Here is a 14,475-nt window from a genome sequence, read left to right as displayed (position 1 = left end):
CACCGGCCCCGGCCGTTTCCACTGCCGTTTCCGCTGCCGCCGGCCTCAGCGCCGCCCGGAGCGCCGGTCGCCCGGGCCGCCGTCGCCGCCACCGGCCAGGCCCGCGCGGCGCAGCGCGTCCGCCATGGCGCTGTTGGCCGGCGCGGCGGCGCCGAAGCCGCCCCGGTCGCCGCGGTCACCCCGGTCGCGCCGGTCCTGCCCGCCGCGGCCACCCTGGCCACCCTGGCCGCCCTGGCCGCCACCACGCCGCTCCTGGCGCGGCGGGCGGGCCTGCCGGTCGCCCCGGTCGCCGCCGCGGTCGCGGCCGACCTCGTCGTCCAGCCGCAGGGTGAGCCCGATCCGCTTGCGCGGCACGTCCACCGAGAGCACCCGGACCTTGACGATGTCGCCGGGCTTGACCACCTCGCGCGGGTCCTTGACGAAGTTCCTCGACAGCGCCGAGACGTGCACCAGCCCGTCCTGGTGGACGCCCACGTCGACGAAGGCGCCGAAGGCGGCGACATTGGTGACCACGCCCTCCAGCACCATGCCGACCTCCAGGTCGCCGATCTTGTCGACGCCCTCCTTGAAGACGGCGGTGCGGAAGGCCGGGCGCGGGTCGCGGCCCGGTTTGTCCAGCTCGCCGAGGATGTCGGTGACGGTCGGGACGCCGAAGGTGTCGTCGGCGAAGTCGGCCGGGCGCAGCGCGCGCAGCCGCTCGCTGTTGCCGATCAGCTCGCGCAGCTCCCCGCCGGTCGAGGCGAGGATGCGGCGCACCACCGGGTAGGCCTCGGGGTGCACGCTGGAGGCGTCCAGCGGGTCCTCGCCGCCGGGGATGCGCAGGAAGCCGGCGCACTGCTCGAAGGCCTTGGGGCCGAGCCGGGCGACGTCCTTGAGCTGCCTGCGGGTGCGGAACGGGCCGTTGGCGTCGCGGTGGGCCACGATGTTGTCGGCCAGCGTGGCGGTGACGCCGGAGACCCGGGTGAGCAGCGGCGCCGAGGCGGTGTTGACGTCCACGCCGACGGCGTTGACGCAGTCCTCGACCACGGCGTCCAGCGAGCGGGAGAGCTTCACCTCGCTCAGGTCGTGCTGGTACTGGCCGACGCCGATCGACTTGGGATCGATCTTGACCAGTTCGGCCAGCGGGTCCTGGAGACGGCGGGCGATGGAGACCGCGCCGCGGATCGACACGTCCAGGTCCGGCAGCTCCTGCGAGGCGAACGCCGAGGCCGAGTAGACCGAGGCGCCGGCCTCGCTGACCATCGCCTTGGTGAGGTTCAGCTCGGGGTGGCGCTTGATCAGGTCCTCGGCGAGCTTGTCGGTCTCCCGGGAGGCGGTGCCGTTGCCGATCGCGACCAGGTCGACGTCGTGCTTCTTCGCCAGCGCGGCCAGGGTGCCCAGGGCCGCGTCCCACTTGTTGGCGGGCTGGTGCGGGTAGATCGTCTCGTACGCGACGACCTTGCCGGTGGCGTCCACCACGGCGACCTTCACGCCGGTGCGGAAGCCCGGGTCCAGACCCATGGTGGCGCGGGTGCCGGCCGGGGCGGCGAGCAGCAGGTCGCGCAGGTTGGCGGCGAAGACGCGCACCGCCTCGTCCTCGGCCTCGGCGCGCAGCCGACCGCGCAGGTCGATGCCGAGCCGGACCAGGATGCGGGTGCGCCAGGCCCAACGGACGGTGTCGCCCAGCCATTTGTCGGCCGGGCGGCCGTGGTCGGCGATGCCGAAGCGGCCGGCGATGCGCTGCTCGTAGTCGCTCTCTCCGGGCAGGTCGCCGGCGGACTCGCCGTCGTAGGGCGAGAGTTCGAGGTCGAGCACCTCCTCCTTCTCGCCGCGCAGCATCGCCAGGATGCGGTGCGAGGGGAGCTTGGTGTAGGGCTCGGCGAAGTCGAAGTAGTCGGCGAACTTGGCGCCGTCGCCCTCCTTGCCGTCCCGGACCTTCGCGACCAGGCGGCCCCGGGTCCACATCCGCTCGCGCAGCGAGCCGACCAGGTCGGCGTCCTCGCCGAAGCGCTCGACCAGGATCGCCCGGGCGCCCTCCAGGGCGGCGGGGCCGTCCGCCACCGACTCGTTCAGGTACCGGGCGGCGAGCACGGCCGGGTCCTGCGTCGGGTCGGCGAGCAGGGTGTCGGCCAGCGGCTCCAGGCCCGCCTCGCGGGCGATCTGCGCCTTGGTGCGCCGCTTGGGCTTGAAGGGCAGGTAGATGTCCTCCAGCCGGGCCTTGGAGTCCGCGGCGAGCACCTGGGCGCGCAGCGCGTCGTCCAGCTTGCCCTGGGCCTCGATCGACTCCAGGACGGCCGCCCGGCGCTCCTCCAGCTCGCGCAGGTAGCGCAGCCGCTCCTCCAGGGTGCGCAGCTGGGCGTCGTCCAGCGAGCCGGTGACCTCCTTGCGGTAGCGGGCCACGAAGGGGACGGTCGCGCCGCCGTCGAGCAGGTCGACCGCAGCCTTCACCTGCCCCTCACGGACGCCCAGTTCCTCGGCGATCTTCCGCTCGATCGCCTGCTGGGCCTGCCGGGCCCCCTGTTCGACTGGCGTGGTCACGAAGCCGGTCACCTTCTCCTTCAGTGCTTTTCGCCGTACGCCCTGCATTCTGGCAGGTACCGGTGACGGCTCCCGGCCGCACCCGGGGCGGCGGGCGTGGCGCGATAGGGCGGCGAACCCAATCAGGCTTGGGCGGGGTCCAGTTGGGGGGTGCGGGTCACACCAGCGTGAGCGAGCCGCTGGGGCGGCCGTCGGTGGCGAGGTCGATCACCTTCGTCCAGCTGCCGTAGGTCAGCCTGATCCGGTCCGGGCCGTCCCAGGCCGCGTCGATCGAGTCGTCGACCCTGAAGTCCGCGTAGGCGATCTGCCAGCGGCGGGTGGTCAGGCCGGTGCCCTGGTCGACGAAGATCCACTGGGCGGTGCTGAGCATTCCGGCCTGCTCCTGCCGGACGATCCGGCGGTCCGACCGGTTGGGCGCCTTCTGCGTCGCGGTGGCCTGCGGGGCGTCCAGGAAGAGCCACAGCGGCACCGTCGCCGCGGCCGCCAGCATGACGCCGACGCCCAGGACCACCCGGATCCAGGCCCGCCAGGTGACGCAGTACAACACCACCAGCAGCAGCGGCAGCGCGACGGTGAACAGCAGGAGCGGCCGGTCGAACCACTCGCGCAGCACCAGCAGCCCGCCCGAGCCCGCGCTGTAGTCGCCCGCCGCACCCAGCAGCGTGAGCAGCGCCAACGCACCCAGCGCCGCGCGCAGTGCCCGGCGCTCCCCGGCCGTCCGCCGACTGATCACCATCTCCTCACCTTATCGGGCCGGGCAGTTCGGGAATCCGGCTGAAGCCCGACGATCTGCGCTGTACGCTGCCGGGCATGTGCGCTGCCGCCCGGATGCACCCCGATGAACCGGTCGTCGACGCGGCCCTGGTACGGCGGTTGATCTCCGCCCAGTTCCCCGAGTGGGTGGGTCTTCCGGTCACGCCCGTCGGGTCCGCCGGGACGGACAACGCGATGTTCCGGCTCGGGCCCGAACTCGCCGTCCGGCTGCCCCGGGTGGAGTGGGCGGCCGGGGACGTCCGCCGGGAGCACCAGTGGCTGCCCAGGCTGGCACCACGACTGCCGCTGCCCGTCCCCGCACCGATCGCCGTCGGCCGCCCCGCCGCGGGCTACCCGTGGGAGTGGTCGGTGCTGCGCTGGCTCGACGGCGTCAACCCGGCGGTCGGCGCCCTCGCCGCCCCCGACGCCCTGGCCCGCGACCTGGCCGGCTTCGTCAACGCCCTGCGCACCGCCGACCCCGCGGGCGGCCCCGCCGGACACCGCAGCGTCCCGCTCGCCTCCCGGGACGGCGCCACCCGCGCGGCGATCACCCAGCTGACCGGCGCGATCGACACGGCGGCCGCAACCGCCCTGTGGGACAAGGCACTTCGCCTCCCCGAGTACGACGGCCCGCCGACCTGGATGCACGGCGACCTCACCCCCGGCAACCTGCTGGTCTCCAGAACCGGCCGGCTCGCCGCCGTCCTCGACTTCGCCCTGATGGGCGTCGGCGACCCCACCGCCGACCTGATCGCCGCCTGGAACCTGCTCCCCGCCGCCGCCCGCCCCACCTTCCGGGCCGCCCTGCACGCGGACGACGCGATGTGGGCCCGCGGCCGCGCCTGGGCCTTCTCCATCGCCCTGGTGACGATCCCCTACTACCGCCACACCGACCCGGCGCTGACCGCGAACGCCCGCCACGTGGTCCGCGAGGTCCTCGCCGACCGGAGCGGCTAGAACCGGCCCGGCGACTCCTCGCCGACGATGACGTGCCGCGGATGCGCTGCCCGCTGCCCGTACGCGCGGCCCCGGCCGCCTGACCCTCCGCCACCGCTCGTGCTGTCCGGGGCCATTGCTATGGTTCTCCCCGCCACTAGCGACAGGGGGAGCGGATTTGGCACGGAGCGTGATCGACGTCAGGGTGAGCCGGCGGGTGCTGTGGATCGGCGGGGACGCGTACCCGCTGCAGCACATCGCCCGGGCCCGGCAGTTGGTGTGGTGGCCGCCCAAGCGCCTGCGGACCGTCATCAGGTTCGTCCGGCAGGTGATCGGTCTGCTGGTCGCCGCCGGCTTCGTCGGCGCGCTCACCAAGAACGCGACGGACCAGCCGATGGCCCGCGCCGTCCCGGGCGTGCTGCTGGTCGCCGCCCTCCTGTTCTGCCTCTACCGGTTCGTCACCCGACTGCGGCAGAAGGCGGTGTACAAGCTGGTCATCGAGACCTCGAACTCCGCGACCACCGCCGTGGTGAGCCACGACGCCCGGCAGATCGGCAATCTGATCCAGATGATCATGGAGGCGATCGACAACCCCCAGGCCGAGTTCGCACTCCAGGTCGAGAACGTCCACATCGGCGACAAGATCACCCAGTACGGCGACCACAACACCGGAAAGCGGGTCGGACTGTGAGCAACTCCTTCCACTTCGGCGACTCGGTCACCCAGCACGGCGACCACAACATCGGCATCGTCAAGAACCAAGGCCCGGTCGATCCGCAGGCCGCGCTCCGCGAGCTCGTCACCGCCGTCCACCAGTTGCGCGAGCAGGTGCCGGCCGAGGACCGCGAGGTACTGGACGAGTCACTGGAGGCGATCGGCGACGGCTCCGCCGCCTCGCCGTCGGCGCTGCGCCGCGCGCTGCGCAACATCTCCGGAGTGGCCTCGCTGGTCCGGGCGGGTGCGCCGGTGGTGGAGTCGGTCCGGCGGATCCTGGACTCCCTCAACAGCTGATTTTCATACCAGGTCAGGAATCTGTCCTGGTCAATCCCGACTGCTAGCGTGGCCGGTATGACGGGACTGCGGGAGCGCAAGAAGGAGCGGACGCGACAGGCCATCTCCGAGGCGGCCATCGCGCTCTTCCTGGAGCACGGCTTCGACCAGGTGTCGGTGGCGGACGTCGCGGCCGCCGCCGAGGTCTCCAAGCCCACCCTGTTCAGCTACTTCCCCAGCAAGGAGGATCTGGTCGTCCACCGCTTCGCCGACCACCAGGAGCAGGCGGCCGAGGTGGTCCGGGGCCGCGGCGCCGACGAGACGGTGCTCGACGCCCTGCGCCGCGACTTCCTGGACGGCCTCGCCCGGCGCGACCCCGTCACCGGCCTCAACGACCACCCGCAGGTACTGGCCTTCACCGCCCTGGTCTACGGCACCCCGAGCCTGGCCGCCCGGGTCGGCGCCTACGTCGCCCGCGCCGAACAGTCCCTCGCCGACGCCCTGCGCGAGGCCCCCGACCTGCCCGAACCCCGCGACCTCACCGCCCCCGTCCTCGCCGCCCAGGTCACCGCCACCCAACGCGTCCTCGCCCTGCACAACTGGCGCCGCATCCACCACGACGGCCGCTCCGCCGACGACCTCCACCCCGACGCCGTCGCCGACGCCACCCGCGCCTTCGACCTGCTCACCGGCGGCTACGCCGAGGCCTGAGCGTCAGGACCCGAGCCCGGACCCACGGACCCGCGCTCGGCAGCCGGCGTCGGGAGCGCGAAACCCGGCCCCGCGCCGGGTGAGCCGACGAAGAAGGGGTTGCGGCCTCCGGCCGTGCGGATCGCCGCCGTCGCGCCCGAGGGCCGGATCCACCCCTGGTCGCGAACAGCGGCGGGGCGGGGCTACCGCCGCCGCGGCCTGCCGGAACGGCCCCCGCCACGCGGCTTGCCCGGGGCGGCGGCGTGCGCGGGGGCACTGGCCGTCTCCGGCCAGTGGGTGGGGCGGGTGAGGGTGGCGGGGAGGCGGGTGGTGGCGTCGCCGCGGGCGGCGTTGAGTTGGGCCTGGGTGAGGAAGAGGGCCGAGCTGAGGTCGGCGCCGGCGAGGTTGGCGTCGCGCAGGTCGGCGCCGATCAGGTCGGCGAGGCGCAGGTCGGCGCCGGAGAGGTCGGCGGCGACGAGGAGGGCGCCGCGGAGGTTGGCGCCGCGCAGGTCCGCGCCGCGCAGGCGGGCGCCGAAGAGGTCGGCGCCGCGGTGCTCGCGGCGGCGGGGGACGGCGGCGCGGACGAGTTCGCCGGCGCGCAGCAGCAGGTCGCTGACCCGCTGGCGGTGGGCGGGGACGTCGACGGCGAGGATCTCCTCGGGGGTGCCGCCGGCCAGCCGGTCGGTCTCCTCCAGGGCCTGGCGCAGTTCGGCGTGGACGGGCCGGGCCGCCTCGAAGGTGAGCGCCTCGGTGAGGTACCAGAGGAGTTCGTGGAGCTGCCGCACGATCGGGAACACGTCGAACATCTGCTGGGCGCCGGCCGGCTCCTCGCGCCAGCTGACCCCGCCGAAGGTGACCTGGGAGACCCGCTGTCCGGCGCCGAAGCAGTCGTAGACGGTGCAGCCCTGGAAGCCGCTGTCCCGCAGCCGCGCGTGGATTCCGCAGCTGAAGTCGGTCCGCAGGTTGCGGCAGGGGGTGCCGGCGGCCTTGTCGACGGCGAAGTCGGCGGTGGCCGCGAAGGGCAGGGCGACGCAGCAGAGCCCGAAGCAGCTGCCGCAGTCGGACTGGAGCGGGGTCGGCGCGGCCGCCGTCTGATCCTGCGGCGGCTCGGTCTCGCGCACGTTCCGGGGTCCCTCCAGCGGCGGGGCGTCGGTCCGGCCCCGTGAACCCTGGAATCCTACTGGGCACGGCCACCCTCACGCCGGTAATATGCGCAGTGGCAAAGAGACCATTACGTACGGGGGGACAGACAGCATGCCGCAGCCGAGCATCACCGAGCTGGTCCGGATGTGGATCAGCGGTTGGACGGTCTCCCGGGGCTCCGCCGACCCGGTGGAGCAGCCGTGGGGCTGGAGCATCGACGTCGGCGCACCGGACAAGGAGGTGGGTCGGCACGTGCTGCCCGAGCCGACCGAGGGCGAGGTCCGCAAGCTCGCCGAGACGATCACCGCGCCGACCACCTGGCTGAAGCTGTTCGCCGAGGACGACACCGTGCGCCCCTGGCTCGGACCGCGGTGGCGGCTGGGCCAGCCGGGCTTCCTGATGACCGCCCCGCTCGGCCCCGAGCGGCCCGAGCTCCCGGCCGGCTACACCGTGACCACCTGGACCAGGGGCGGGATCCTGCGGGTGCTGGTGCGCACCGAGGACGGGCACCTGGCCGCCCGGGGCCAGGCGGGCCTGGCCGGCCCGGTGGCCGTGCCGGACCAGATCGTGACGGCCCCCGAGCATCGCCGCCGGGGCCTGGGCTCGGTGGTGATGCGGACCCTGCAGTCCGCCGCGTACGAGACCGGCGCCCGCACCGGCGTGCTGGTCGGCACGGCGGCGGGGCAGGCGCTCTACACCTCGCTGGGCTGGACCACCCACGCCCCGATGGCGAGCCTGGTCCTGGAAAAGCAGGAGGACTAGCGGTACGGCAGCAGCTCGGGCCGCTTCGGCGGGCGGCCGTCGCCGGAGGAGCGGCCGGTGAGGCGGCGCCCGACCCACGGGCCGAGGTGGGTGCCCAGCCAGCGGGCGTCCGAGCGCAGCCGCTCGGCGCGGCCGGTCGGGGCGGCGGGCGGCAGCGGGGCGCGCCAGTCGAAGGCGGCAGGGCGGCCGAGCGCCTCCAGCACGCCCTCGGCGACCCGGCGGTGGCCCTCGGGCGACAGGTGCAGGCGGTCCTCGGCCCAGAGCCGGCGGTCGTCGAAGCAGGGCGCGGAGAAGAGGTCGACCACGGCGAAGCCGTCCTGCTGCCCGAGCTCCTGCACGAAGGCCTTCATCCGCAGGATGGCGGGCAGCAGCCGGGCGCTGCCCGCCAGGCGGCGGGTGGGGTCGGTGCTGGTGAACAGGACGACGGTGGCGCCGGCGGCGCGCAGGTCGGCGGCGCAGCGGCCGAGCAGCCGCTCGACCCGGTCGATGTCGCAGCCGGGGCGCAGCACGTCGTTGAGGCCGCCGGCCAGGGTGACGAGTTCGGCGCCCATGGCGGCGGCGGTGGCGAGCTGCTCGTCGTGGATCTGGCCGATGAGCTTGCCGCGGACGGCGAGGTTGGCGTACCGGAAGTCGCCGTCCGACTGCCCCACCCGATCCGCGTGCTCGGCGGCCAGGGCGCTGGCGACCCGGTCGGCCCAGCCGCGGTAGTGGCCGTCGGGCAGCACGTCGTCGCACATGCCCTCGGTGAAGGAGTCTCCGATGGCGACGTAACTGACGTAGCTGCGCTTGCTGGTGGGCACGGGCTGCCTCCGCTCTCCTCTGCTGGCTGCGCGGTCCGACGATCGTACGTGTGCGCTTACCAACCAGTTCCGCGGGGCCCCGGTCACTCATCCGGCGTCCACTGCCCGTTTATCGGTCCGCGCCATCCTGAGCACACGGGGCGGCGGCCGGCGACGGGGGCTTTGCCGCCGCCCCTGCACACAGCCGCCCGTTCACACAGCTGCCCCTGCACGCGGCGGCCACCCCCGCACCCGGCGGTCACCCAGGGGCGACGACCGCCTCGTCCGTGGCGCGCCCAGCCGTGAACCAGTGCTCGCGCACCGCGTCGGTGGGCCGCTGCTCGCCCAGGGCGCCCAGCCCCCACTCCCCCAAGGCCTCGATCACCGGCCGCAGTTCGCGTCCGCGCCCGGTCAGCTCGTAGACCGTCGCGTTGGCCGGCCGTTCCAGCCGTCGCCGGACGGCGAGCCCCTCGCCCTCCAGCTGTTTGAGCCTGGCCGCGAGGATGTCGGTGGAGACGCCGGGCAGGTCGGCGTGCAGGTCGGTGTAGCGGCGCGGGCCACCGAGGAGCTCACGGACGATCAGGAGGCTCCAGCGCTCCCCCACCGCGTCCAGGGCGCGGGCGACGGCGCAGTACTGGTCGTAGCTTCGGCGTGACATGTGGATCAGCATAGCCAAGAGGTTGGACTTTCCAAGTGTCCGCTTGGTAGAACAAAGCAGAAGCAACGGAGCGGTGGTGACGGTCGGGAGGCCGCAGATGGAGTTTCGGCAGTCGAGCAAGCTGAACGACGTGTGCTACGAGATCCGGGGCCCGGTGGTCGACCAGGCCAACGCCCTGGAGGAGGCCGGGCACAGCGTGCTGCGGCTGAACACCGGCAACCCGGCCCCGTTCGGCTTCGAGGCGCCCGAGGAGATCATCCAGGACATCATCCGCAACCTGCCCCGGGCGCACGGCTACAGCGACTCGCGCGGCATCCTGCCGGCCCGTCGCGCGGTGGTGCAGTACTACCAGCAGCGCGGGGTCCAGGGCGTCGGCGTCAACGACGTCTACCTCGGCAACGGTGTCTCCGAGCTGATCCAGATGGCCGTCACCGCGCTGGTGGACGACGGTGACGAGGTGCTCGTCCCGATGCCCGACTACCCGCTGTGGACCGCGTCGGTCCGGCTGGCCGGCGGCAAGGCCGTGCACTACCTGTGCGACGAAGAGGCCGAGTGGTACCCGGACCTGGACGACATCGCCGCCAAGATCACCGCCCGCACCAAGGCGATCGTGGTCATCAACCCCAACAACCCCACCGGCGCGGTCTACCCGAAGGAGCTGCTGGAGGGCATCCTCGACCTGGCCCGCCGCCACCAGCTGATGGTGCTGGCCGACGAGATCTACGACAAGATCCTCTACGACGACACCGAGCACCACTGCCTGGCGGCCCTCGCCGACGACGTGCTCACCCTCACCTTCAACGGCCTCTCCAAGGCCTACCGGGTGGCCGGCTTCCGCAGCGGCTGGCTGGTCGTCTCCGGCCCCAAGCAGCACGCGACCGACTACCTGGAGGGCCTGACCATGCTCTCCGGCATGCGGCTGTGCCCCAACGTGCCCGCCCAGTACGCCGTCCAGGCCGCGCTCGGCGGCCACCAGTCCATCAACGACCTGGTACTGCCCGGCGGCCGGCTCACCGAGCAGCGCGACATCGCGGTCAAGGCGCTCAACGAGATCCCCGGCGTCAGCTGCGTCAAGCCCAAGGGCGCCCTGTACGCCTTCGCCAAGCTCGACCCGGCGGTGCACCGGATCGTCGACGACGAGCGGTTCGTGCTGGACCTGCTGCTGCGCGAGAAGATCCACGTCGTCCAGGGCACCGGCTTCAACTGGCCCCGCCCGGACCACTTCCGCTTCGTCACCCTGCCGCGCGCCGACGACCTGGAGACGGCGATCAACCGGATCGGACGCTTCCTCGCGACGTACCGGCAGAGCTGAACACCATACGCTCGAGCACATGACCGTCCTGCGTTCCGTCGCCCTGTTCGTGCTCGCCGCCGTCGCCGAGATCGGCGGCTGCTGGCTGGTCTGGCAGAGCGTGCGGGAGCAGCGGCCGTGGTGGCTGGCCGGGTTGGGGGTGGTGGCGCTCGGCGCGTACGGCTTCGTCGCGGCGCTGCAGCCGGACAGCCACTTCGGCCGGGTGCTGGCCGCGTACGGCGGGGTGTTCGTGGCCGGCTCGCTGCTCTGGGGCATGGCCGTGGACGGCTTCCGGCCGACCCGCTACGACGTGCTGGGCGCGCTGATCTGCCTGGCCGGGGTCGCCGTGATCATGTACGGGCCCCGGCGCTGAACGTGGCCGGGCCCCGGTGCCGAGGAGTTCCTCGGCACCGGGGCCCGTCGCGTCGATCAGGGCCTACCAGCCCCAGCCGCCGCCCTCGCCGTCGTCGTCGCGGCCGGAGTCCCAGCCCTCGCCGACCTTGCGCAGGATGCTGTAGTTGTCGATCTGCTTGCCGTCCTCGGTCAGTGCGGTGACCTTCATGACCGACTTCTGGCCCAGGTGCGCCGGGGTGACGTCGACCTTGATGAAGGAGTAGCCGGTGTAGCGCACCCGCGACCACTGGATGGTCTCGGGGGTCTTCACCCGGCCCTTGCTCCAGTAGTAGGTCGTGACCTCGTCCTGGTGGTTCTCGTGCCCCTCGTAGGTGTCCGGCACGTCGAACTTGTACAGGCTGCGGCCGGCCGCACCCGCGGTCACGTAGACCACGCCGTCCTTCTCCGGCTCGATCGTGGCGCCGCTCGGCACCTGCTTCGAGACCTTGTTGCCGAGGATGGCGTCGGTGCGCTCGTAGATGTGGTTGTGGCCGTTGATGACCAGGTCCACCCGGTACTTCTCGAACAGCGGCACCCAGGCCTCGCGGACACCGCCCTCGGAGGCGTGCGCGACGGTGGTGGAGAAGGCGCAGTGGTGGAAGAAGACCACGATGAAGTCGACGGTCTCGTCGCCGCGCAGGTCCTTGAGGGTGCGCTCCAGCCACGCGGTCTGCTTGCCCGCCGAGAGGCCCAGGTTGGCCGGGATCTCGTAGGACACGTCGTTGGCGTCGAGGGAGATGACGCCGACGTTCTTGTAGCGGAAGCTGTAGACGCCGGGGACCTTGCGCGGGTCCGGGCCGTTGTCCGGCAGGTAGAAGCGGGTGTTCTCGCCGCCGTAGCCGTTGGGCGAGTACCAGGCCTCGATGTCGTGGTTGCCGTACGCGACCATCCACGGCACGGTGGCGGCGACCGTCTCGGTCTGGACCAGGAAGTCGTCCCAGGTCCGGGCGTTGTAGACGGACTTGTCCGGGTCGGTGCCGGAGCCGGCCGGGTCGGCGTAGCAGATGTCGCCGGCGTGCAGGTGGAAGGCCGGGTTCTGGGCCAGGATCACGTGGTCGTTGCCGGCCGCGTGCGAGCTGACGCCCTGGTCGCCGAAGGCGGTGAAGGTGAACGGCTCGTACACCTTGCCCCAGCGGTGGTCGCGGGCGGGCGCGGTGCGGAAGGTGTGCAGGGTGGAGATCCGCTGCTGCGAGGCCGGGTCGAAGCCCTCGTGGCCGACACCGTAGTAGTAGGTGGTGTCGGGGTGCAGGTCCTCCAGCGCCACGTGCAGGTAGTACTGGTCCACCGGCTGGCTGTTCGGGGTCAGCGCCGGGGTGTGCAGGGCGCGGACCTCGGCCTGGACCTTGTGGCTGAGGTCCCACGGGTGCTTGCCGAAGCGCAGGAACGGCTTCTTGACCGGCGCCGGGACCTGCCAGGAGATACGGAACTGGGTGTCCGGCTCGGGGCCGAACTGGAGGTGGCGCCCGATCGGCGCGACCAGCGAGCCGTCGATGCCGTCCGTCGTGCCGCCCGTCAGCAGCTGCGGGCCGGCCGGGGCCGCGACCGCGGTGCCGCCGCCCAGCGCTCCGCCGACGGCGATGGCGCCCACCGTCACGGCGCCGGCGCGCAGCATCCGGCGGCGGGAGAAGCGGGCCCGCAGGTACTCGTGCTGCTCGGCCATGCTCATGCGGTCGGCAAGCTTGGCCGGCACGCCCATGTTGGGGATATCCATGCGCGGGACTCTGTCAGCGGCGCGTTGACCGCACGCGGACTTCCGGTGAACGAGTGTCAGCGCGCCCCCCACTCGAACACCAATGTTCGACCATGGTTTGGCAAAGAGCATGCCCGTACCGAACCCACGTCGGATCATGGGATCCTTCGACACCGGAGCCTGACCGGGTGTCATGGACGGGCCCGGCCCCGCGGCGGCGCCGGCGACACCGACGAGTGCAGATCAGGCGGACGGTTCGTCCCAGTGCGTGGCGGCCCGGTCGCCGGTGCCGTCACAGGTGCGGCAGATCTCGTCCCGGTAGGCCTGCTTGGCGCCGGTCGCGTCCACCCGGTAGCGGACGTACACCCCGGTGCCGTTGCAGAGGAAGCAGTTGCCGCCCCCGCCGCCCACCTCGGTGGTGCCGGTGCCCTGACAGGTGCGGCAGTTGAGGCCGGCGGTCCGGCCGGTGCCCGCGCAGATGCGGCAGACCGTCGTCATCGTCTTCCTCCCTCGGCGCGGAACCGCTCGATGCACCGGCCATGGTAGTGGTCCGGTCCCACGGCCGCCCCGGGACGTCGATCTGACCATCCGTCAGTACTGATCCGGCCGGTCAGGGGGTCAGTCGGGCAGGGCCTCGCGCACCCGGCGGGAGACCGAGATCAGCTGGAGGTCGAGCAGACCGGGCGGGTCGGCCAGGCCCGGACCGCCCGCGTGCACCCAGGCGGCTATGTCGTCGATCATCTCGTCCATCAGCACGAAGCCGAGCCAGACCGGACGGCCGCCCGCCGCCCGGCCCTCACTGGAGGGGCCGACCACCACCACGTTGGACTGGGTGCAGACGTCCAGGCACTTCACCGCGCGGACCCGGCCCGCCGAGCCGACCGCGGTCCGCAGCCGCTCGTACTGCCCCGCGTGGTCCACCCCCGGGTGCTTCGCCTCGGTGCCGCAGCAGCAGCCGCGGCAGACGGTCACCGTCACCGGGGACCCGGCACCCTGCTTCCGGTCGCGGTCGCGGTCACGGCGGCTCATCGGCTCTGCTCCCCCTCGGGTCGGCGAGCCCTGGTCGGCGGCACGCTCTGCACCGGAACTGTACCGGGCGCCCGGGGACCCTCCGCCGGGCCGGGGCACCCCTCACTAGGATGCCGAGGGTCCCGCGCCGACGGGGCGGTTTCCAGGGAAGGACGGGCGGATGCCGAAGCGGAGGGCCGTGGGCCTGTGGTTCTCGGTGGCCGTGGCGGTGCTCGGGATCCTCTGCGGGGCCCTCGGGCTCTCGGTGGTCCTCACCGGCGGCTACTCGGTCCACCGGATGGACGGCACGGCGATGGGACCGGGACTGCGCCAGGGCGACCGGATGCTGACCGACCGGGTCGCGGCCGCGGACGTCCGACGCGGCGAGATCTACGTCGTCGACTCCCGTTCCTTGAGAGATCAGTGAATCTCAAGGATTTGCCCATTTCGGGACAAAGGTCCTCGCCTGACCCGGCCTAGGGGCCGGTGCGAGGTAGACGCTTCACGGCCACCGGCGGGACCAGGTCCCGTCTTACGGTCGGCTCCACGTCCGTTTCGCGTCTCCGGGCCACTCCCGGCGACGTGGCGCTTCACGAGGGAAGCGAGGTTGAGCGCGGCGTTCTCATCGCGGTCGATGACCAGCCCGCACTGTTCGCAGCTGAAGGTACGCACCCGCAGAGGCAGTTTGGGTTTCACTGCCTGGCAGTGGGAGCACGTCTTGGAGCTGGGGAACCAGCGGTCGGCGACGTCGAGCCGGCCGCCGTTCCACACGGTCTTGTAGGCGAGTTGGCGGCGGATCTCGCCGAACCCGGCGTCGGACACGGCCCGGGCGAGATTGCGGTTCCTCACCATCCCGGCGACGTTG

The 14,475-nt window shown here is 72.7% G+C and carries 16 protein-coding genes and 1 pseudogene; 8 read left to right on the top strand and 9 right to left on the bottom strand.

Annotated features, from left to right (window positions below; genetic code table 11):
* Window positions 1-45: 45 nt before the first annotated feature.
* A complete protein-coding gene (locus ACFVWU_RS41685) occupies window positions 46-2,517 on the bottom strand; it encodes a Tex family protein (protein WP_387631228.1) in 2,472 nt (823 codons plus the stop codon).
* Window positions 2,518-2,674: 157 nt separating this feature from the next.
* Complete coding sequence (locus tag ACFVWU_RS41680; RefSeq protein WP_387631225.1) at window positions 2,675-3,253, bottom strand: hypothetical protein; 579 nt, start codon at window positions 3,251-3,253, stop codon at window positions 2,675-2,677.
* 74 nt (window positions 3,254-3,327) lie between these two features.
* Here ACFVWU_RS41680 and ACFVWU_RS41675 point away from each other — a divergent pair, with 74 nt between their 5' ends.
* The 4 genes from ACFVWU_RS41675 to ACFVWU_RS41660 all read left to right on the top strand — a co-directional run bounded on the left by ACFVWU_RS41675 (window position 3,328) and on the right by ACFVWU_RS41660 (window position 5,907).
* Complete coding sequence (locus ACFVWU_RS41675) at window positions 3,328-4,227, top strand: aminoglycoside phosphotransferase family protein (protein ID WP_387631223.1); 900 nt, start codon at window positions 3,328-3,330, stop codon at window positions 4,225-4,227.
* A 157-nt stretch (window positions 4,228-4,384) separates the two neighbouring features.
* Complete coding sequence (locus ACFVWU_RS41670) at window positions 4,385-4,897, top strand: DUF6232 family protein (protein ID WP_387631221.1); 513 nt, start codon at window positions 4,385-4,387, stop codon at window positions 4,895-4,897.
* Window positions 4,894-5,217, top strand: a complete 324-nt coding sequence (locus ACFVWU_RS41665) for a hypothetical protein (protein ID WP_387631219.1) — start codon at window positions 4,894-4,896, stop codon at window positions 5,215-5,217. The genes ACFVWU_RS41670 and ACFVWU_RS41665 overlap by 4 nt, the downstream gene beginning before the upstream one ends.
* A gap of 57 nt (window positions 5,218-5,274) precedes the next feature.
* The gene (locus tag ACFVWU_RS41660; protein ID WP_387631216.1) at window positions 5,275-5,907 is read left to right on the top strand and encodes a TetR/AcrR family transcriptional regulator; all 633 of its coding nucleotides are present in this window, start codon (window positions 5,275-5,277) and stop codon (window positions 5,905-5,907) included.
* Window positions 5,908-6,089: 182 nt separating this feature from the next.
* Here ACFVWU_RS41660 and ACFVWU_RS41655 read toward each other — a convergent pair whose 3' ends face one another.
* Complete coding sequence (locus ACFVWU_RS41655) at window positions 6,090-7,007, bottom strand: pentapeptide repeat-containing protein (RefSeq protein ID WP_387631213.1); 918 nt, start codon at window positions 7,005-7,007, stop codon at window positions 6,090-6,092.
* A 133-nt stretch (window positions 7,008-7,140) separates the two neighbouring features.
* Here ACFVWU_RS41655 and ACFVWU_RS41650 point away from each other — a divergent pair, with 133 nt between their 5' ends.
* Complete coding sequence (locus ACFVWU_RS41650) at window positions 7,141-7,791, top strand: GNAT family N-acetyltransferase (protein WP_387631211.1); 651 nt, start codon at window positions 7,141-7,143, stop codon at window positions 7,789-7,791.
* Here ACFVWU_RS41650 and ACFVWU_RS41645 read toward each other — a convergent pair.
* A complete protein-coding gene (locus ACFVWU_RS41645) occupies window positions 7,788-8,591 on the bottom strand; it encodes an SGNH/GDSL hydrolase family protein (protein ID WP_387631208.1) in 804 nt (267 codons plus the stop codon). The two genes, ACFVWU_RS41650 and ACFVWU_RS41645, sit on opposite strands and share 4 nt — an antisense overlap.
* 283 nt (window positions 8,592-8,874) lie before the next feature.
* Window positions 8,875-9,228: pseudogene (locus tag ACFVWU_RS41640) on the bottom strand (winged helix-turn-helix transcriptional regulator); the annotation flags it as partial.
* A 97-nt stretch (window positions 9,229-9,325) separates the two neighbouring features.
* Here ACFVWU_RS41640 and ACFVWU_RS41635 point away from each other — a divergent pair.
* Together ACFVWU_RS41635 and ACFVWU_RS41630 are read left to right on the top strand one after the other, a co-directional pair.
* Window positions 9,326-10,540 carry a pyridoxal phosphate-dependent aminotransferase gene (locus ACFVWU_RS41635; protein ID WP_387631206.1) on the top strand — a complete coding sequence of 405 codons (1,215 nt, stop codon included), beginning with the start codon at window positions 9,326-9,328 and terminating at the stop codon, window positions 10,538-10,540.
* 19 nt (window positions 10,541-10,559) lie between these two features.
* Window positions 10,560-10,892 carry a YnfA family protein gene (locus ACFVWU_RS41630; RefSeq protein WP_387631203.1) on the top strand — a complete coding sequence of 111 codons (333 nt, stop codon included), beginning with the start codon at window positions 10,560-10,562 and terminating at the stop codon, window positions 10,890-10,892.
* A 63-nt stretch (window positions 10,893-10,955) separates the two neighbouring features.
* Here the strand turns inward: ACFVWU_RS41630 and ACFVWU_RS41625 are convergent, their stop codons facing one another.
* The 3 genes from ACFVWU_RS41625 to ACFVWU_RS41615 all read right to left on the bottom strand — a co-directional run bounded on the left by ACFVWU_RS41625 (window position 10,956) and on the right by ACFVWU_RS41615 (window position 13,631).
* Window positions 10,956-12,623: a fibronectin type III domain-containing protein gene (locus ACFVWU_RS41625; protein ID WP_387631200.1), complete on the bottom strand. Its 1,668-nt coding sequence runs from the start codon at window positions 12,621-12,623 to the stop codon at window positions 10,956-10,958.
* Window positions 12,624-12,845: 222 nt separating this feature from the next.
* Window positions 12,846-13,100 carry a hypothetical protein gene (locus ACFVWU_RS41620; RefSeq protein WP_350739139.1) on the bottom strand — a complete coding sequence of 85 codons (255 nt, stop codon included), beginning with the start codon at window positions 13,098-13,100 and terminating at the stop codon, window positions 12,846-12,848.
* A 120-nt stretch (window positions 13,101-13,220) separates the two neighbouring features.
* The gene (locus ACFVWU_RS41615; RefSeq protein WP_387631197.1) at window positions 13,221-13,631 is read right to left on the bottom strand and encodes a (2Fe-2S) ferredoxin domain-containing protein; all 411 of its coding nucleotides are present in this window, start codon (window positions 13,629-13,631) and stop codon (window positions 13,221-13,223) included.
* A 160-nt stretch (window positions 13,632-13,791) separates the two neighbouring features.
* Here ACFVWU_RS41615 and ACFVWU_RS41610 point away from each other — a divergent pair, with 160 nt between their 5' ends.
* Complete coding sequence (locus tag ACFVWU_RS41610; RefSeq protein ID WP_387631194.1) at window positions 13,792-14,037, top strand: hypothetical protein; 246 nt, start codon at window positions 13,792-13,794, stop codon at window positions 14,035-14,037.
* Here ACFVWU_RS41610 and ACFVWU_RS41605 read toward each other — a convergent pair.
* On the bottom strand, window positions 14,031-14,475 hold a 445-nt coding region (locus tag ACFVWU_RS41605; RefSeq protein ID WP_387631191.1), incomplete at its 5' end, for a zinc ribbon domain-containing protein. The two genes, ACFVWU_RS41610 and ACFVWU_RS41605, sit on opposite strands and share 7 nt — an antisense overlap.

This window comes from Kitasatospora sp. NPDC058190, from assembly GCF_042883685.1.
In the GTDB taxonomy this organism is placed as follows: Bacteria; Actinomycetota; Actinomycetes; order Streptomycetales; family Streptomycetaceae; genus Kitasatospora.
Note: the sequence above shows the minus strand (reverse complement) of the source record. Positions and strands in the feature narration are given on the sequence as shown.

Bases quoted from the DNA above. Each gene is read 5' to 3' on its own strand.
- ACFVWU_RS41680 (WP_387631225.1), bottom strand. From the start codon at position 3,253: ATGGTGATCAGTCGGCGGACGGCCGGGGAGCGCCGGGCACTGCGCGCG.
- ACFVWU_RS41675 (WP_387631223.1), top strand. From the start codon at position 3,328: ATGTGCGCTGCCGCCCGGATGCACCCCGATGAACCGGTCGTCGACGCG.
- ACFVWU_RS41660 (WP_387631216.1), top strand. From the start codon at position 5,275: ATGACGGGACTGCGGGAGCGCAAGAAGGAGCGGACGCGACAGGCCATC.
- ACFVWU_RS41650 (WP_387631211.1), top strand. From the start codon at position 7,141: ATGCCGCAGCCGAGCATCACCGAGCTGGTCCGGATGTGGATCAGCGGT.
- ACFVWU_RS41635 (WP_387631206.1), top strand. From the start codon at position 9,326: ATGGAGTTTCGGCAGTCGAGCAAGCTGAACGACGTGTGCTACGAGATC.
- ACFVWU_RS41630 (WP_387631203.1), top strand. From the start codon at position 10,560: ATGACCGTCCTGCGTTCCGTCGCCCTGTTCGTGCTCGCCGCCGTCGCC.
- ACFVWU_RS41625 (WP_387631200.1), bottom strand. From the start codon at position 12,623: ATGGATATCCCCAACATGGGCGTGCCGGCCAAGCTTGCCGACCGCATG.
- ACFVWU_RS41620 (WP_350739139.1), bottom strand. From the start codon at position 13,100: ATGACGACGGTCTGCCGCATCTGCGCGGGCACCGGCCGGACCGCCGGC.
- ACFVWU_RS41615 (WP_387631197.1), bottom strand. From the start codon at position 13,631: ATGAGCCGCCGTGACCGCGACCGCGACCGGAAGCAGGGTGCCGGGTCC.
- ACFVWU_RS41610 (WP_387631194.1), top strand. From the start codon at position 13,792: ATGCCGAAGCGGAGGGCCGTGGGCCTGTGGTTCTCGGTGGCCGTGGCG.